This is a genomic window from Qipengyuania sp. (genome assembly GCF_043423005.1).
GTDB lineage: Bacteria > Pseudomonadota > Alphaproteobacteria > Sphingomonadales > Sphingomonadaceae > Qipengyuania.
In genome coordinates this window covers 1-17148 of sequence record NZ_JBHWMI010000046.1, presented here as the reverse complement: position 1 = coordinate 17148, position 17148 = coordinate 1, and the positions used below count along the sequence as shown (strand labels likewise).

General features: G+C 66.2%; 19 protein-coding genes and 1 tRNA gene. 14 read left to right on the top strand and 6 right to left on the bottom strand.

The window, feature by feature from the left end; all coding sequences use genetic code 11:
- The first annotated feature begins 2 nt into the window (after nucleotides 1-2).
- Nucleotides 3-476, top strand: a complete 474-nt coding sequence (ruvC, locus tag ACHFFA_RS07620; protein WP_394270245.1) for a crossover junction endodeoxyribonuclease RuvC — start codon at nucleotides 3-5, stop codon at nucleotides 474-476.
- Here ruvC and ACHFFA_RS07615 read toward each other — a convergent pair.
- Nucleotides 473-952 carry an Lrp/AsnC family transcriptional regulator gene (locus ACHFFA_RS07615; protein ID WP_394270244.1) on the bottom strand — a complete coding sequence of 160 codons (480 nt, stop codon included), beginning with the start codon at nucleotides 950-952 and terminating at the stop codon, nucleotides 473-475. The genes ruvC and ACHFFA_RS07615 overlap by 4 nt on opposite strands.
- 146 nt (nucleotides 953-1098) lie before the next feature.
- Here ACHFFA_RS07615 and cysG point away from each other — a divergent pair, with 146 nt between their 5' ends.
- The 7 genes from cysG to ACHFFA_RS07580 all read left to right on the top strand — a co-directional run bounded on the left by cysG (nucleotide 1099) and on the right by ACHFFA_RS07580 (nucleotide 7698).
- Complete coding sequence (cysG, locus tag ACHFFA_RS07610) at nucleotides 1099-2505, top strand: siroheme synthase CysG (RefSeq protein ID WP_394270243.1); 1407 nt, start codon at nucleotides 1099-1101, stop codon at nucleotides 2503-2505.
- A complete protein-coding gene (locus ACHFFA_RS07605) occupies nucleotides 2489-2815 on the top strand; it encodes a DUF2849 domain-containing protein (protein WP_394270242.1) in 327 nt (108 codons plus the stop codon). Before cysG ends, ACHFFA_RS07605 begins: the two co-directional genes overlap by 17 nt.
- Before the next feature lie 20 nt (nucleotides 2816-2835).
- Nucleotides 2836-4524: a nitrite/sulfite reductase gene (locus ACHFFA_RS07600; protein ID WP_394270241.1), complete on the top strand. Its 1689-nt coding sequence runs from the start codon at nucleotides 2836-2838 to the stop codon at nucleotides 4522-4524.
- Nucleotides 4514-5239, top strand: coding sequence for a phosphoadenylyl-sulfate reductase (locus ACHFFA_RS07595; protein ID WP_394270240.1), 726 nt, complete (start codon nucleotides 4514-4516; stop codon nucleotides 5237-5239). The genes ACHFFA_RS07600 and ACHFFA_RS07595 overlap by 11 nt, the downstream gene beginning before the upstream one ends.
- Before the next feature lies 1 nt (nucleotide 5240).
- Nucleotides 5241-5648, top strand: a complete 408-nt coding sequence (locus ACHFFA_RS07590) for a DUF934 domain-containing protein (protein WP_394270239.1) — start codon at nucleotides 5241-5243, stop codon at nucleotides 5646-5648.
- Nucleotides 5649-5688: 40 nt separating this feature from the next.
- On the top strand, nucleotides 5689-7257 hold the full coding sequence (locus tag ACHFFA_RS07585; protein WP_394270238.1) for a cryptochrome/photolyase family protein: 1569 nt from the start codon (nucleotides 5689-5691) through the stop codon (nucleotides 7255-7257).
- Between the two features lie 96 nt (nucleotides 7258-7353).
- A complete protein-coding gene (locus tag ACHFFA_RS07580) occupies nucleotides 7354-7698 on the top strand; it encodes an arsenate reductase (protein ID WP_394270237.1) in 345 nt (114 codons plus the stop codon).
- A 3-nt stretch (nucleotides 7699-7701) separates the two neighbouring features.
- On the opposite strand, the gene ACHFFA_RS07575 is transcribed toward ACHFFA_RS07580, so the two are convergent.
- From ACHFFA_RS07575 to ubiG, 3 genes are read right to left on the bottom strand one after another with little or no spacing between them, the layout of a single operon-like run.
- Complete coding sequence (locus tag ACHFFA_RS07575; protein WP_394270236.1) at nucleotides 7702-7857, bottom strand: hypothetical protein; 156 nt, start codon at nucleotides 7855-7857, stop codon at nucleotides 7702-7704.
- A 37-nt stretch (nucleotides 7858-7894) separates the two neighbouring features.
- On the bottom strand, nucleotides 7895-9019 hold the full coding sequence (locus ACHFFA_RS07570) for an AI-2E family transporter (RefSeq protein ID WP_394270235.1): 1125 nt from the start codon (nucleotides 9017-9019) through the stop codon (nucleotides 7895-7897).
- Nucleotides 9020-9030: 11 nt separating this feature from the next.
- Entirely contained in the window at nucleotides 9031-9789 is a 759-nt protein-coding gene (gene ubiG, locus ACHFFA_RS07565; RefSeq protein ID WP_394270234.1) for a bifunctional 2-polyprenyl-6-hydroxyphenol methylase/3-demethylubiquinol 3-O-methyltransferase UbiG, read from the bottom strand.
- A 52-nt stretch (nucleotides 9790-9841) separates the two neighbouring features.
- On the opposite strand from ubiG, the gene ACHFFA_RS07560 reads away from it, so the two are divergent.
- A complete protein-coding gene (locus ACHFFA_RS07560) occupies nucleotides 9842-11131 on the top strand; it encodes an aspartate kinase (protein WP_394270233.1) in 1290 nt (429 codons plus the stop codon).
- A 30-nt stretch (nucleotides 11132-11161) separates the two neighbouring features.
- Here ACHFFA_RS07560 and ACHFFA_RS07555 read toward each other — a convergent pair whose 3' ends face one another.
- A complete protein-coding gene (locus tag ACHFFA_RS07555) occupies nucleotides 11162-12973 on the bottom strand; it encodes an SLC13 family permease (RefSeq protein ID WP_394270232.1) in 1812 nt (603 codons plus the stop codon).
- 132 nt (nucleotides 12974-13105) lie between these two features.
- Here ACHFFA_RS07555 and ACHFFA_RS07550 point away from each other — a divergent pair, with 132 nt between their 5' ends.
- Genes ACHFFA_RS07550 through ACHFFA_RS07540 form a run of 3 tightly spaced genes read left to right on the top strand, consistent with a single transcriptional unit; the run spans nucleotide 13106 to nucleotide 15367 of the window.
- Complete coding sequence (locus tag ACHFFA_RS07550; protein ID WP_394270231.1) at nucleotides 13106-14122, top strand: NAD(P)H-dependent flavin oxidoreductase; 1017 nt, start codon at nucleotides 13106-13108, stop codon at nucleotides 14120-14122.
- Nucleotides 14123-14169: 47 nt separating this feature from the next.
- Nucleotides 14170-14457, top strand: a complete 288-nt coding sequence (locus ACHFFA_RS07545) for a hypothetical protein (protein ID WP_394270230.1) — start codon at nucleotides 14170-14172, stop codon at nucleotides 14455-14457.
- A 46-nt stretch (nucleotides 14458-14503) separates the two neighbouring features.
- On the top strand, nucleotides 14504-15367 hold the full coding sequence (locus ACHFFA_RS07540) for a dienelactone hydrolase family protein (RefSeq protein ID WP_394270229.1): 864 nt from the start codon (nucleotides 14504-14506) through the stop codon (nucleotides 15365-15367).
- Between the two features lie 23 nt (nucleotides 15368-15390).
- Here ACHFFA_RS07540 and ACHFFA_RS07535 read toward each other — a convergent pair whose 3' ends face one another.
- The gene (locus ACHFFA_RS07535; protein WP_394270228.1) at nucleotides 15391-16347 is read right to left on the bottom strand and encodes a complex I NDUFA9 subunit family protein; all 957 of its coding nucleotides are present in this window, start codon (nucleotides 16345-16347) and stop codon (nucleotides 15391-15393) included.
- 177 nt (nucleotides 16348-16524) lie between these two features.
- Here ACHFFA_RS07535 and ACHFFA_RS07530 point away from each other — a divergent pair.
- Nucleotides 16525-16611, top strand: a tRNA-Leu gene (locus tag ACHFFA_RS07530).
- Nucleotides 16612-16781: 170 nt separating this feature from the next.
- Nucleotides 16782-17024 carry a DUF6538 domain-containing protein gene (locus ACHFFA_RS07525; protein ID WP_394270227.1) on the top strand — a complete coding sequence of 81 codons (243 nt, stop codon included), beginning with the start codon at nucleotides 16782-16784 and terminating at the stop codon, nucleotides 17022-17024.
- Nucleotides 17025-17148 lie beyond the last annotated feature (124 nt).

The window sequence follows — 17148 nt, the reverse complement described above, 5'->3', positions numbered from 1 at the left end:
CCGTGATCATTCTCGGGCTCGATCCGTCGCTGTCGTGCACCGGCTGGGGCGTCATACGGGCCGAGGGATCGCGGCTGACCCATGTCGCCAACGGCGAGGTGCCGACCGATGCCCGGCGCCCGCTTGCCGAGCGGCTCGCGCACCTGCACGCCGGGCTGGCCGCGGTCATCGGCGAATTTCGTCCCCACCGGGCGGCGGCGGAGGAAATCTTCGTCAACAAGAACCCGCAGTCCACGCTCAAGCTCGCCCAGGCCCGCGGGGCGGCCATGGCCGCATGCGGGGCGGCCGGCCTGATGGTGAGCGAACATGCGGCGCGCGAGGTCAAGAAAGCGGTTGTCGGCACAGGGGCTGCGGAAAAGCGCCAGGTGCAGGCGATGGTCGCGGTGCTGCTCCCCGGGGTCCGCCTCGCCGGAGCCGACGCGGCCGATGCGCTGGCCGTGGCGATCGCGGCCGCGCATCTGGTGCGGGCGGCCTAGCCCCGTTCGTCCGCGGCCGGCGCGATCGGCAGGGCGGTGTTGTAGATCAGTTCTTCCATGGACAGCAGCGCCGTCACGCTGAAGATGCTGACTTCCTTGATGAGCGAGCGATAGAAGCGGTCGTAACCCGCCGCATCGGCGACCCGTACCTTGAGCAGGTAGTCGATCTCGCCGGCAAGGCGGTGAGCCTCCATGATCTCGGGATGACGGGCGAGGGCGGCGGTGAACTGCGCCAGCCATCCGGCATCGTGCTGGGAGGTCTTCACCAGCACGAAAAAGCAGTTCGGAAATCCGGTTTTGTCCGGATCGAGAAGCGCCACCTGACTGCGGATGACCCCGGCGGCGCGAAGTTTGCGGATGCGGTTCCAGACCGGCGTCTTCGACGATCCGACAGCCGCCGCAATCTGATCAAGCGCCTGCCCCGCATCCTTCTGCAAGAGGTTGAGGATCTTCCGATCGAGGTCATCGAGTCTCATTACTGTTCCCACTTGGGCGAAGAATACAGGACACTGTTTAAGGCCACCTCAGAAAGGGAGGACCTTTTCCTTAGATGACGTCACATTCTCGTCAATATGCGGAAATTGTCCTAGATATTCCACCTTGGACGACTGGATTGCTCGCAATGCGCTATTGGCCCGTTTTCATCGATACCCGCGCGCGGGCCGTCCTCGTCGCGGGAGCCGGGGAAACCGCGGTCGCCAAGCTGCGCCTGCTTCTGAAGACCGAGGCGCAAATCCATGTCTACGGCAGCGATTGCCATTCGCAGGTACAGGAATGGGCCGCCGCGGGACGGCTGACCTATCGGCCCCGCCCGGTCGAAGCCGGCGATTTTGCCGGTATGGCGCTCGCCTACGCGGCGCCGGACGATGCGCACGAGGCGTCACGCGTCGGCGGGTTGGCCCGGGCGGCGGGGGTGCCGGTCAACGTCGTCGACACGCCCGAGGACTGCGATTTCATCACCCCGGCTCTGGTCGACCGCGCGCCCGTGGTGGTCGCGATCGGCAGCGAAGGGACCGCGCCGGTGCTGGTGCGGCTGATCAAGGACGCGGTCGAGGCCATGCTCCCTTCCTCCACCGGGGCGCTCGCACGGCTCGCCCGCCGGTTGCGTCCGCAGGCGGCCACGGTTCCCGCAGGGGCGCCGCGGCGTGCGCTCTGGGCGCGCTTCTTTCGCGAGGACGGTCCGCGGGCCTATGCCAGCGGCGGCGAAGCTGCGGCGGAGGCCGCATTCAGCCAGCTGCTGGGCGAGGCTCTGCAATCCCCGGCGGACCACACGGCGCATGTCGCGCTGGTCGGGGCGGGGCCGGGCGATCCGGAACTGCTGACCCGCAAGGCTCATCGCCTGCTGGGCGACGCCGATGTCGTCATTCACGACCGGCTGGTTTCCGGCGAGGTGCTCGAACTTGCCCGGCGCGAGGCGCGGCTGATCCCCGTCGGCAAGGTCCCTTTCGGACCCGGCTGGAAGCAGGACGACATCAACGCGCTGCTGATCGCCGAGGCGCGGCGCGGCGGCCGCATCGTCCGGCTGAAGTCCGGCGATCCGGGCGTCTACGGCCGGCTCGACGAGGAGGTCGCCGCATTGCAGACAGCTGGCATCGCCTTCGAGGTCGTGCCCGGCATCACTGCCGCCGTGGCCGGTGCGGCGGAACTTGGCCTGTCGCTCACCCGGCGGGGCCGCAATACCAGCTTCCGGCTTCTGACCGGGCACGACATCGATGGATTTGCGGAACATGACTGGCAGGCCCTCGCCCGCCCGGGCAGCACGGCGGCGGTCTACATGGGCGTGAGCGCCGCGCGCTTCATCCAGGGCCGACTGCTGATGCATGGGGCGGCCCCTTCGATGCCGGTGACGGTGGTCGAGAACGTCTCGCGCGCCGACCGCCGCGAACTTGTCACGACGCTTGCCGAACTGGCCGAGGCCATGGGCGGGGCATCGATCGCCGGCCCCTCGATCCTCTACCTGGGACTGGCGGCGCCGGTCGCCCACCCGGTCAGCATCGAAGGGGGGCTGGTCCATGCCAAGGCCGGCTGAACCGAAGATCGGCACTGCCAACGATCTGCTCACCGGCGAGGTCGTCTATCTGCTGCCCGGAGGGACATGGGGCGACAGGCTGATCGAGGCCGCAGTCGCCACCGACCCCGCCGATCTTGCCGCTCTTGCCGAGCAAGCCTCGCACTTCCGGCAGGTGGTCGACATCGATTTCGTCGCCGTCAGCCTCGATCCCGCTGGCCGGCCACGCCCTGTCAGCCTGCGCGAGCTTATCCGCGACCGGGGGCCGACCGTGCGTCCGGATCTCGGCCGGCAAAGCGAAAACCCGCCCCGCGCCGCAATCAGTCAGTAAGTTTCGGAAGACCCCGCCCGATGTATGTCTACGACCAGTTCGACCGCGACTATGTCAGATCCCGCGTCGCCACCTTTCGCGATCAGGTCGCCCGCCGCGTTTCGGGAGCGCTGACCGAAGAGGAATTTCGCCCCCTGCGGCTGCAGAACGGCATCTATCTGCAGCTCCATGCCTATATGTTGCGGGTGGCGATCCCCTACGGCACGCTCAATTCGGCACAGATGCGCCATCTGGCCATGATCGCGGAGCGGTGGGACAAGGGCTACGGCCATTTCACCACCCGGCAGAACATCCAGTACAACTGGCCCCGGCTGGCGGACCTGCCCGATATTCTCGATGCGCTGGCCGATGTCGAGATGCACGCCATCCAGACCTCTGGCAATTGCATCCGCAATGTGACCGCGGACCATTTCGCCGGCGCCGCGGCCGACGAGATCGAGGACCCCCGCCCCACCGCCGAACTGCTGCGCCAATGGTCGACCGACCATCCCGAATTTGCTTTCCTTCCGCGCAAGTTCAAGATCGCGGTAACCGGTTCGCCCAACGATCGCGCGGTGACGAAGGCACACGATATCGGCCTGCGGATGATCCGTGCGGACAGCGGCGAGATCGGGTACGAGGTGATCGTCGGCGGCGGGCTGGGGCGGACCCCGGTCGTCGGCGTGGTCGTGCGCGAGTTCCTGCCCAAAGCCGACCTGCTCGCTTATTGCGAGGCGATCCTGCGGGTCTACAACCGGCATGGCCGGCGCGACAACAAGTACAAGGCGCGGATCAAGATCCTCGTGATGGAAGAGGGGCTCGACAGCTTCCGCGCGCAGGTGGAGGAAGAGTTCGCCGCGATCCTGGCCCGGCACGCGGGCCCCGGCGTTGCCACCGACCCGGCGATTGTCGCCCGGATCGAGGCGGCCTTTGCCCCGCCGCCCCTGGCCGAGCTTTCCGAACCGGATGCAGCGTTCGAACAGGCCCTGGCCGGCGATGCGATCTTTCGCGACTGGTGCGCGGCCAATCTCGCGCCCCACCGCAGCCCCGGCCACGCGATCGTGTCGATCAGCCTGAAGCCGGTCGGCGGGGCGCCGGGCGATGCGAGCGCGGAGCAGATGCGCGTGGTCGCCGATCTCGCCGAACGGTATGGCCATGACGAGATCAGGGTCAGCCACGAACAGAACCTGATCCTGCCGCATGTCGCCAAGCGCGATCTGTGGGCTGTTCACGCGGCGCTTGTGGCGGCCGGTCTGGGCACGGCGAACATCGGCCAGATCGGCGACATCATCGCCTGCCCCGGGCTCGACTACTGCACGCTGGCAACCGCACGCTCGATCCCGATCGCCAAGGACATCGCGCAGCATTTCGCCGATCCGCACTATTCGCGCACCATCGGCGAAATGAAGATCAAGATTTCCGGATGCATCAACAGCTGCGGGCATCACCACGTCGGCCATATCGGCATCCTCGGACTGGATAAGGCGGGGCGCGAGAACTACCAGATCACCATCGGCGGGGATCACACGGAGAACCTGCGCCTTGGCGAACGGCTGGGCCGCGGCTTCGACGCCGACGAGGTGGTTCCCGCCATCGAACGCCTCGTCCTCGTCTATCTGGCCGAGCGGCTGGACCCCGAGGAGACCTTCGTGGCGGCGGTGAGCCGGCTCGGCGTGCAGCCCTTCAAGGACGCGCTTTATCCAGCCGAGGAGCCTGCCCGTGCTGCATGAGGTCGATTTCGACGCGCCCGCGCTGGCTGCCCCCGATCGCGAGGCGGAGGCGGCAGACCTGCTGGCTCAGGCGATCCGCCACGACTTTGCCGGACGCATCGCACTGGTTTCCAGCCTGGGCGCTGAATCGGTCGTGCTGCTGCACCTCGTCGCCCGGATCAATCCGGCGACCCCGGTGCTGTTCAACGAAACCGGGATGCTGTTCGAAGAGACGCTGGACTATCAGCGCAAGGTCGCCGCGCGGCTGGGGCTCACGGCATTGCAGATCGTGCGGCCGACCCGCTGGCATCTGTCCGCGCGCGACGCGGGCGGCCAGCTTTACGGGGCCGAAGCCGATGCGTGCTGCACCCTGCGCAAGCGCGAGCCGCTCATGCGCGCCCTCGCCCCCTTCTCGGCATGGATCACCGGGCGCAAGCGCTTCCAGAACCGCGATCGATCGGTCCTGCCGCTGCGCGAAATGGACGAGGTGGGGCGGGTCAAGCTGAACCCGCTCGCAAGATGGCGGCCGGACGACATCCAGGGCTACATCGCCCGCCACGATCTTCCCCGCCACCCGCTCGTTGCGCAGGGGTTTCCCAGCATCGGCTGCCGCCCCTGCACCACTCGGGTCGCCCCGGGCGAAGACATGCGCGCCGGTCGCTGGCGCGGCAGCGAGAAAACCGAATGCGGGATCCACTGGATGCTCCGCGACGACCGCACGCAAAGGAGGGCATGAGGTGCCGATCGTGACGCCCCGGGGCTTTTGCAAGGACGAACCGCACGACTGGCAGGACCCTGCATCGCTGCCCGCTGGAACCGGCCTCGCCGTGGAGCTTCCCGGCGATGCCGACCCGGCCCTTGTGGCAGGCCGCCTCGGCGATCTGGCGCTGATCCGGATTCGGTTCGCGGCATTCGGTGACGGGCGCGGCTTCGGCCTTGGCCGGGCCTTGCGCGAACAGGGGTACCAAGGGCGCCTGCGCGCCGCGGGCCCGCTGATCAGCGATCAATTCCGCCACGCTCTCCAATCGGGTTTCGACGAGGTCGAGATCGACCAGGCGCAGGCGGCCCGCCAGCCCGAGGCGGACTGGGTGGCCGGGCAGTGGCCCAGCTATCGCCGCAAGCTCGGCCTTGCCTTCGCCGGCTGAGACCGCGCACCCGTTTTGCCCCGCCGGGCGTTAGCGTCCGATGACTGCGCCCGTCCTGATCCCGGTCCTCGGCGACCAGCTTTCGCCCGATCTTGCCAGCCTGCGCGATGTCGACCGGGACGAGGCCGTCGTCCTGATGATGGAGGTGTGGGAAGAGGCGACCTATGTGCGCCATCATCAGCAGAAGATCGCGCTGATCTTTTCGGCCATGCGGCATTTCGCCGCCGAACTGGAAGAGGCCGGATGGCGGGTCGAATACACGCGGCTCGACGATCCCGACAATGCCGGCAGCTTCACCGGCGAAGTCGCCCGTGCGGTAGAGCGGCACGAGCCTGCCGAGATCCGCATCGTGGAGCCGGGCGAATGGCGGGTGGAAGGCGCGATTCTCGAATGGGCGGACAAGTTCCCCTGCCCCGTCGTTATCCTTGAAGACGACCGGTACATCGCCAGCCGGGCCGAGTTCGCCGAATGGGCGGAGGGCAAGCGCCAGCTGCGCATGGAATTCTTCTATCGCGAGATGCGCCGCAAGACCGGATTGCTGATGGAGGAAGGCCAGCCGGCCGGCGGGCGCTGGAACTATGACGCGGAAAACCGCGAACCGTTGACGAGCGCCTTGCTGGTGCCGCCGCGCCCCCTGTTCGAACCCGATGCCATCACCCGCGATGTCCTGAAGCTGGTCGCCGAGCGGTTCGGCGATCACTTCGGTGAGCTGGAGCCCTTCCGCTGGCCGGTAACCCGGACCGAGGCCGAGATCGCCGCCGAGGCTTTTCTCGAGCAACGGCTGGCAGCATTCGGCCCCTATCAGGACGCCATGCTGGAAGGGCAGGACCAGCTCTATCATTCGCTGCTCTCGACCAGCCTCAATCTCGGTCTGCTCGATCCGCTGGACCTGTGCCGCCGGGCCGAGACCTTGTGGCGTGAAGGCCGGGCCCCGCTCAACTCGGTCGAGGGTTTCATCCGCCAGATCATCGGCTGGCGCGAATACATCCGCGGCTTCTACTGGCATGAAATGCCGCGCCTGGCCGAAGCCAACGCGCTCGATGCCCGCCGCCCGCTCCCCGAATTCTACTGGACCGGCGAGACCGACATGGCCTGCCTCGCCGATTGCGTCCGCTCGACTGCCAGCAACGCTCATGCCCATCATATCCAGCGGCTGATGGTGCTCGGCAACTTCGCCCTCATTGCCGGAATCGATCCGCGCGAGGTCGAGGACTGGTATCTGGTGGTCTATGCCGATGCCTATGAATGGGTCGAACTGCCCAATGTCGCGGCGATGATCCTCTATGCCGATGGCGGGCGGCTGGCTTCCAAGCCCTATGCCGCGAGCGGCGCCTATATCGACCGGATGAGCGACTATTGCGGCACCTGCCGCTATTCGCCGAAGGTCAAGACCGGTGAAGGAGCCTGTCCGTTCAATCCGCTATACTGGCATTTCATGGTCCGCAATCGCGAGCATCTGCAAGCCAATCCCCGGATCGGACGGGCCTATTCGACATGGGACCGGATGACCGAGGCCCGCCAGCGCGACTATCTCGAGAGCGCAGAAGCGGTGCTCGCCACGCTAGAGCCCGCCAGCCCCGGCTGGGCGCGAGCCGCGGACGATGCGTGAGCGGTTCCGGCTGATGGCGAAGCAAGTTGAACGCGCGATGGAAGGTCTCAGAATGAAGGGCATTCCGAACTGCGAGAATCTCGATGGCAGTAAGCCATGATTAAAATGTACGGCATCCCCAACTGCGATACGGTGCGCAAGGCGCGCAAGTGGCTTGAAGAGCGGAAGATCGCTTATGTCTTCTGCGATCTCCGCAAGGACGGTGTCGATCCGGCGCAGCTTGAACGGTGGGTTGCCGCAACAGGGTGGGAGGTGCTCCTCAACCGCCGGGGGACGACGTTTCGCAACTTGCCCGAAACGTCGAAAATCGATCTCGACGAAAGCCGCGCGCTGGCGCTGATGGCGGCCCATCCCGCCACCATCAAACGGCCGGTGGTCGAGCATCGAGGAGGGCTGCTGGTCGGCTTCGACGAGGCGATCTGGACCGCCGCTTTCGCTTAAGCGTCAGCTGCCCCAGCCGCCGTTGTCGCGCGCCATCACGGTCTCACCGGTCGACTGCGCCGCATCCTGCGCCCGGCGCTTGATCGAGGACAGATCGCCGCCCGCGACCGCGAACGCAGCAATCGCGAAAAGGGCAATGAAGACGATTTTCTTGACCATGACGCCGACATTGTGCGCCGGTGCGATAAAGAATGCGTTACCGCCCGGTGGTCCCCATGCCCGGGCTTTCGCCGGGTGCGATCTCTTCCTCGGATGACGAGGACCGTGACAGGCCGCCATCGCCCGGCATGGCCACATCGTCGCCCAGCGTGGCGCGCGAATACAGCGCCAGCCATGCGGTATAGAGCGCGATGGCCAGCGGGCCGGAAAAGAACAGGCCGAAGGTGCCAAAGACATAGCCTGCGCCCAGGATCAGGAAGATGTACCAGCCCGGCGGCACCGATACGACCTTTCCCGTCACCCAGGGCGTCACGAAATTGGTCTGCACGATGCGCGCGATGGCATAGGTGGCCACCACCCCGGCGAAGCTTCCTTCCCCGGCAAAGGTCAACAGCAGAGCCGGCACCATCGCGATGATCGGGCCGACATAGGGGATGAATTCTGCAAGGCCGCCAAACACGCCGAGCGCGACATAGGCCGGCACGCCCGAAAGCCACAGGCCGAGGGTGAAGATCGATCCCATGACCAGCATCGAGATGCTTTGCGTCACCAGCCACAGCCGCAGCGCGGTGCCGATTTCGCCCAGCGTGCGATCAGTGAGGGCGCGGTACCGTCCGGGGCTGAGCATGGCGAGCCCGCGGCGATACCGGGCAGGATCGGCGGCAAAGAACACCGCCGCCGACAGCACGATCAGCAGGTTGAACAGCACCACCGCCACCCCGCGCAGGATCGCCTGCGCCTCGTTGGTGACGAAGGTCACCGTCTCGCGGTTCTGCACCGTGTCGAGCAGCAGCCGTCCGACCACATCCGATCGCAGCGCGCGTTCGGTCCGGGCCCAGGCGCGCGGCAGTTCGCGCGCCAGCAGCTCGCCCTGAAACGCTATCTCGGCATAGAACATGTAGCCGAGCAGCCCGATGATCCCGAACAGCAGCACCGTGGAAAGGGCAAGGCCTGCGTTGCGCGGCAGGCGCAGCCGCCTTTCGAGGAAATCGGTGACTGCGACCAGCAACAGACTGACGAGCAGCGATCCGAACGCCAGCAGCATGAGGTCGTGGGCAAGCACCACCACCGCAACCAGTGCGCCAGCGACCAGCACCAGGAACAGCCTGCGCAGAAAGCGCTGGTCCTCGTCATTGGGTCGCAGGGTGGGGCGCGGGGGCATGCGCTTGTACGTCAGCGCTTGCGTGCGGTGACGATGTAGTTGAGCGACAAATCGTCCGAGAGGTGCAGGCCCTTGCCCGGGCGCCAAGCGATGCCTCGTGGCTCGCCCATGATCAGCCCCGCCCCCGCGAGAAGATCGGCAAGCTCGTCCGGCGTGACGAAATCGTCCCAATCATGCGTGCCCCGGGGGATGAAACCCAGTCGTTCCGCCGCGCCAACCATCAGCAGGCGCGATTGCGGCGTGCGGTTGGGGGTGGACAGGACCAGCAGGCCATCGTCGTCCAGATGCTGTTCGAGAAGGCCGAGGAACACCTCCTTGTCGCCGACGTGTTCGAGGACCTCCATCGCCGTGACAAGATCGAACTTGCCGAGATCGTGCTCCCTCAGTTCGCCCGAAAGATAGCGGATGGACAGCCCGCCGCCCGCCGCATGGGCGCGAGCAGCGGAAATGTTTTGCGGCGCGGCGTCGACCCCTGTGACCTCCGCACCCAGCCGGGCCAGGGCTTCGGCCAGCAGCCCCGCCCCGCAGCCCACGTCGAGCGCGCGCTTGCCGGCGAGCGGGTGGGCGCCCTCGATGTCACCGGCCCAGTGAAGGTCGATCGCCTCACGCAGGAAAGCGAGCCGTACCGGATTGAGCCGGTGAAGCATGGCGCTCGACCCCTTGGGATCCCACCAGTCGCGCGCAAGATTGCCGAAATGCGCGGCTTCGTGCGGGCGGATGGTCGCCCCTGGGGCGGATCGCCGGGGCGCAGCCGATGTTGCATCGCTCATGCGGGGTGGCTAGCAGCCCTGCGATGACCATTCCAGCTTGGAGATAGTCCGCTTGGCGCGCATCGTGATGAAATTCGGCGGCACCTCGATGGCAGGGACCGAACGCATCCGCCGCGTCGCCAAGATCGTCCGCAAGCAGCAGGCGGGCAGGGATGGAGCCCGCAACGAGGTGGCGGTCGTCGTCTCGGCGATGGCGGGCGAAACCGATCGGCTGGTCAATTTTTGCCGCGAAGCCAATCCAATGTACGATACGGCGGAATACGACGTGGTCGTCGCCAGCGGCGAACAGGTGACCAGCGGTCTGCTGGCGCTGACGCTGCAATCGCTCGGCGCGAAGGCGCGCAGCTGGCTGGGCTGGCAATTGCCGATCGTCACGACGGGCAAGCATGCCAGCGCCCGGATCGACGAGATCGACGCCCCTGGCCTTGGCGAGGCTATGGCCGAGGGAGTGATCGCGGTCATCCCCGGGTTTCAGGGCGTGGACGAAAGCGGCCGGATAACCACCCTTGGGCGCGGAGGGTCGGATACCTCGGCGGTCGCGGTGGCTGCCGCGGTCAAGGCGGATCGCTGCGACATCTACACCGATGTCGACGGTGTCTATACGACCGACCCGCGCATCGTTTCGCGGGCGCGCAAGCTGAAGGCCGTCACCTACGAGGAGATGCTCGAGCTTGCCAGCGTCGGGGCAAAGGTGCTCCAGACCCGCTCGGTCGGCCTCGCCATGCGCGAAGGGGTGCGGGTGCAGGTCCTGTCGAGCTTCGTCGGCGACGACGCGATCCCGGCAGACGAGATTCCCGGCACGCTGATCGTGTCGGAAGCGGAAATGAACGACCTTGTGGAAAGGGGCGAAATGGAACGCCAGCACGTGACCGGCATCGCGCACGACAAGAACGAGGCCAAGATCATCCTGACCCGCGTGCCCGACCGGCCCGGCTCGGTCGCCAATATCTTCGAGCCGCTCGCCGCCGCTTCGATCAATGTCGACATGATCATCCAGAACGTCGGGCGCGACAAGGGCGAGACCGACGTGACCTTCACCGTGCCGCAGGCGGACCTGCCGCGCGCCCAGGCATTGCTCGAGGACCGGCGCGACGAGATCGGTTTCAACCGCATCATCACCGACAGCCATATCGCCAAGATCAGCGTCGTGGGCGTGGGCATGAAAAGCCATGCGGGCGTTGCCGGCACGATGTTCCGCGCGCTCTCCGAACGCGGCATCAATATTCAGGCGATCTCGACCTCCGAAATCAAGATCAGCGTGATGATCGACGAGGACGAGACCGAGCTTGCCGTGCGGGTGCTGCATACCGCCTACGGGCTCGACGCGCCGGTCGACGACTGAACCAAGCCGCCGCCTGCGGCCTTGCCGGGGTCATCCGAACAGGAGATGGATCGCCAGGCAGGTTACGATCCCGACAATCGCGTTCATCGGCACCCCGATCTTGAGAAAATCGGCAAAGCGGTAATTCGCCGCCCCATAGACCAGCGTATTGGTCTGGTAGCCGATCGGGGTGGCGAAACTGGCGCTGGCGCCGAACATCACCGCGACCACCAATTGCCGCGGGTCCGCCCCGACCGCCTCGGCAAGGCCGATCACGATAGGCGTGAGGATCACCGCGACGGCATTGTTGGTGACGCTCTCGGTCAGCACGCTGGACAATGCATAGACACACAGCAGCAGGACGAACGGCGCGAGACCAGCGAACAATGGCTCGAACGTCTCGACGATCAGCCTGACGGTTCCGGCATTGTCGAGCCCCAGCCCGAAGGCGAGCATGGCGAAGATCAGCACCAGCGTATTGCCGTCGATCGCCGACCACGCCTCTTCCGGTTCGAGGCACCGGGTAGCCAGAACGACCCCCGCGCCAAGCAGGGCCAGCGCCTGGATCGGCAGTGAGAAGGTCGCCGCCAGGATGACCACCCCGGCCAGCGTGCCGATTGCGATCGGCGCCTGTCGCCGGCGAAAGGCGCGGGCCGGAGCCTCGCTCACGGTTCCCAGATTGACGTTGCTTTGCAGGGCCTGCGTCGCATCGGCGCCCGCGGCGATCAGCAGGCGGTCGCCCGCGCGCACCCGCACCTCGGACAGTTCCGGGCCGGCGGTATGGCGCGGTCGGCTGAGGCCGAGCACCCGAACCTTGAGCCGGGATAGCAGCGGGATTTCAGCCAGCCGCCGCCCGATGATCGGATGCGCGGACGAGACCACGGCCTCGACCAGTGCAAGGTCGCGCGGACGGCCGGGCCCCGCCGTCACCACTCCGCCGCCTACTCCGGTAAGGCCGGTCTGGAAGTCGTGCGCTTCGGCCAGCGATGCCAGTTCCGAGGGGCTCGCCGTGACCACCAACTGGTCGCCCGGGGCAAGCAGGTGCGTTTCGAAGCCGCTGCGCACGATGCTGCCCTTGCGCTTCAATCCGATGAGCTTGATCCCCTGACGCCGCGACAGCGGGCTTTCCGCGACGGTCTGCCCGATCAGCACGCTCTCCGGCATGACCACCAGATGCGAGAGGTAGGAATCGCTCTCGGCATCCTCGTCGAGCGAGCGGGGCGGCCGGTCGGGGAGAAGACGTGGGCCAAGGACCATTAGGGTCGCCACCCCGGCGAGGGCGGTGACGAGGCCGACCCCGCTGATCTCGAACATCCCGAACGGGGCCAGCCCCTCGCCTTGGGCGACCCCATCCACCAGCAGGTTGGTCGACGTGCCGATCAGCGTCAGCGTTCCGCCGAGGACCGCCAGATAAGACAGCGGGATCAGCATCCGGGTCGCCGCGACGCCCAGCACCCGCGCCAGGCGCCGCACGATGGGGATCATCACCAGCACGACCGGCGTGTTGTTCATGAATGCCGAGGCGGCGAGCGTGCCCGCCCCTATCTCTGCCACCGCGAGCCGAGGTTTGCGCAGCGTGCGCCGGACAATCCAGCCCGATACTTCTTCCAGCGCACCGGTTCGCAGCAGCGCGGCCGACATCACGAACATCGCCGCGATGGTGATCGGGGCCGGATTGGAAAAGACGCCGAGCAACTCGTCGACCGAAAGGAAGCCAAGCAGCAGCATCACCAGTGCCGAGACCGCCGCCAGCACCACCGGCGGCAGGCGCTCGAGTATGAAACCGATGAAGACCACCAGCAGGAGGACAAGCCCGATCTGGGGATGATAGGGGGCGAGGAACGCGGGAAGCAGGCTTGGCATTGCCCGCATCGCTAGCGGATATTCGGGCCGCGCCAAGCGAAAGCGCAACCGACCCCTGCCTGCCCGCCATTCGCCGGACTACCGGGCCGGCTCGCCTTGCCGTTCGCCCGCACCGCGGATAAGCGCGGCGGGATGAGCGAATTTCCCAAGACTTCCCGCCTGATGCAGCGTGGCTGCGATTTCCTCGGCTCGCAGTACGCGATACTGTGCGGCGCGATGAGCTGGGTGTCGGAACGGCACCTCGTCGCGGCCATTTCGAACGGCGGGGGGTTCGGAGTGATCGCGTGCGGGGCGATGACGCCCGAGCTGCTGGATGCCGAAATTGCCGCCACCAGGACGCTCACCGACAAGCCCTTCGGCGTCAACCTGATCACGATGCATCCGCAACTGTTCGACCTCATCGAGGTCTGCCGGCGGCATGGCGTCGGCCATGTGGTGCTGGCCGGGGGCATCCCCCTCCGGGGCAGTGTCGAGGCGATCAAGGACGGCTCATCCCCGGCAAAGGTCATCTGTTTTGCGCCGACGCTTGCCCTCGGCAAGAAGCTGCTGCGCTCGGGCGCGGATGCGCTCGTCATCGAAGGCATGGAGGCCGGCGGACACATCGGCCCGGTGTCGACCAGTGTGCTGGCGCAGGAAATCCTCCCCGAACTGGCCGCCGATCACCTCATCTTCGTCGCCGGAGGGATCGGCCGGGGCGAGGCGATCGCCGGCTATCTCGAGATGGGCGCGGCCGGGGTTCAGCTGGGAACGCGCTTTGCCTGTGCCACCGAAAGCATCGCCCATCCCAACTTCAAAAAAGCCTTCTTCCGTGCCAGTGCGCGCGATGCGGTGGCTAGTGTGCAGATCGACGATCGTCTGCCGGTGATCCCCGTCCGCGCCTTGAAGAACCGCGGCACCGAGGCCTTCACCAGGAAACAAATGGAAGTCGCCGGCGTTCTCGACCGGAATGAAATCGCCATGGAAGAAGCGCAATTACAGATCGAGCACTACTGGGCAGGCTCGCTCAAGCGGGCGGTGATCGATGGGGACATCGAGCATGGCAGCCTCATGGCGGGCCAGTCGGTGGGGATGGTGCGCGAGGAAGAGCCGGCAGCGCAAATTCTGGCGGGGTTGATGGCACAGAGCGAAGCGGCGCTCACCTTGCGCTAGGCGGGATTACCTGGCTCGATCTCGACGTTTCGATCTATCGCGACCGGGTGCAGCTCGAGCAACGTGGCTCGGACCGGTTCGTCGATCAGCGGGCCGAGTTTCCGTTTTCCTCCGATGCCGAATTGATCGCGCATCAGCGCTTTTTCGAAGACACCCTGGTCCGCGCGCTGCGCAAGCTGCTCGAGGGCGGCTACTGGCTGCGGTATCCCATCGCGCATGTCGTGCGCTTCGACGGCGATCTGAACGACGGGACGAAGGACCTCATCCGCCAGTCCTTCCGCGATGCCGGGATCGAGGATACCATCTTCGACGTCGAACAGGGCGCCGATCGATAATCATCATGCTGCGCCATAGCGCGGCGACCACCAAGGGGACAGGATCATGTGCGACGAACAACAGGTGATCCAATGGGGCCGCGCAGTGCTGTCTCGCCGCAGGATGGGCGCGATGGCGATCGGCGGGGCGGCCGCGGCCTGCACGCCGCTGCGCCAGGCCGCAGGCGGCAGTTCGAGCGCGCTTGCCGAAAGCAGCGTCACCTTTGCCAGCCCCGGGGGGACGATGGATGGATTCTTCGTTCATCCGGCGCGCGGGCGGCATCCGGCTGTGGTGCTGTGGCCCGATGTTGCGGGCCTGCGCGAAGCCAAGCGGCAGATGGCGCGGCGCCTTGCCGCCAGCGGCTATGCCGTCCTGGTTCTCAACCCCTATTATCGTGACGTGCGCGGCGAACAGTTCGCCGATTTCCCCACCTTCGCAGCGCAAGGCGGATTTCAGACCGTGAAGCCGTGGCGCGACAAACTCGTCGCCGGCGCGATCTTGCAGGATGCGCAGGCCGCGGCCGGCTGGCTGACGGCGCAGCAAGCCGTCGATCCGGAGCGCGGGATCGGCAATCAGGGCTATTGCATGGGCGGCCCCTTCACCATCTGGAGCGCATCGGGCGTGCCGCGCATTCGCGCCGCGGCATCGTTTCACGGCGGCGGACTGGTGCGTGACAGCGAGACCAGCCCCCACCGCCTGTTGCGGGCGGATACGCACTATCTCATTGCCATCGCCGAAGACGACGATGCGAAGGAACCGGCGCCCAAGACCGCGCTGCGCAGTGCCGCTGATGCCGCGGGATCCCGGGCCGAAATCGAGGTCTACCCCGCCGCGCACGGCTGGTGCGTGCCGGACAGCCCGGCCTATGACGAGGTGCAGGCGGAACGCGCCTGGGCCCGGCTGCTGGCGCTCTACTCCGCCGCGCTCTGAAGGAAGGGGCGCGGGGGCAGGGCTTACGCGCTCAACCGCGGGGCGAAGCGCCCATGGCGCCGATAGCGTACCATCCAGCGATCGAGAAACAGCCCGATCGGACGCGGGACGATGCCAAGTTCGGCAAACCCCGGAAAATCGCCCGAAACGGTGTTGCCGCTCTTGAGCAGTTCCCACTGGTCCTGCCCCATCGGCGTGCCCGGCAAGGCTGCGAACAGCGCCGATAGCGCGTCCGGCATCTCGATAAAGGTTCGCCGCCGCTGCTGGGCATCGGCGATCATCCGGTTGAGTTGCAGCATTGACAGCTTTTCCGGCCCGCCAAATTCGAAGATCGCATCGCCGAACCGTCCCGGCTCCTCGAGCGCGTTGGCGATGGCGTCGGCCACATCGTCGACATAAGCCGGCTGGATTATCGCATCCGGCCCGAAGACGGGGAGAACGGGAAACGTCCTGATGAGGCCAGCGAACAGGTTGATGAACGAATCGTCCGGTCCGAAGATGATCGACGGGCGCACGACGGTGACCTGAGGAAAATGCTCGCGGACGCGTTCCTCGCCCAAGCGCTTGGCGGCGGCATAGCCTATCGGTTCGCCATCGTCGCCCTGGACCCGTCCGGTAATGGCGCTCACGTGGACGAAGGCTCCTGCCCCGGTCTGGCGCGCCGCTTCGGCCATCCATCCTGGGGCGGTGCCCATCAGCCGGCCAAGGTTGCCGCCGAAACTGCCCACCAGATTGACGACTGCGTCCGCCCCCTCGACGCAGCGCGCGATGCTGGCCTGATCGAGCGCATCGCAGCGGGCGAACTGCAACTGCCCGAGGTTGGCGAGCGGTTTGAGAGTATAGGCCTTCTCCGGCGAGCGGCTCGCGATCCGCAGCCGCGCCCCACGCTGCAGCAAGGCCTGCGCGACGTAATTGCCGACAAACCCGCTCCCGCCCATCAGGACCACGAGCTTGCCGTTCAAGGGACTGCGTTTCGCCATCGCCGCTGCCATCTGTCCAAAGTGCCTGACTGTCTAGGTGCGCCGCTCCTTGCCGCATGCCCTCCCGGACCGCAAGCACGAGCACCGCAACGTTTCGCGTTGACAACGACCCACCGGGTTGGCTAACCGCCCGGCCCTACCCGCGGACCGGGCGAATGAGCCCGATCCGCCGAATGTGCCCAGATGGCGGAATTGGTAGACGCACCGTCTTCAGGTGGCGGCGGGGGCAACCCCGTGGAGGTTCGAGTCCTCTTCTGGGCACCAACTCATTGAAATCATTGAATAAATCGTCTCAAGCACGGTCTCGGGAGCGTGTTTGCTACGACTCACTGTTACGGTTTGGTGCCCATAGTTCCAACTTAAGCATCGGAAAAACAGTCACAAATGGTCCGCGCGGCTGTTACGGTTTCAGTCACGGTTTCGTGCCCAGAGGAATGACGCTTCGAAACGGTCGCTATTATCTTCGACGCCATATCCCTTCCGACATTCAGCCAATCATACGCCGATCAGAAGTGTGGCGCTCACTCAAGACCGATAGCCTCCAAACAGCGTTGCGCCGCTTCCCGCTCGTTACTTCGGTTTTAGAATCCCAGTTCGAGCGCATCCGCGCCGACGCGGGTTTATCGGTCGATCCAACGCTGCTCCGACCGTGTGGAGCCGGTGGTCTGAGCCCCTAGATTTCCTCCAGTGATAAGTAGAGTCCGGCCTTCGACAAGGAGACGGACGAGATGAAGCGGAGCAGGTTCAGCGAGGAGCAGATCATCGCTGTTTTGAAGGAGCAGGAGGCTGGGATGCCGACGG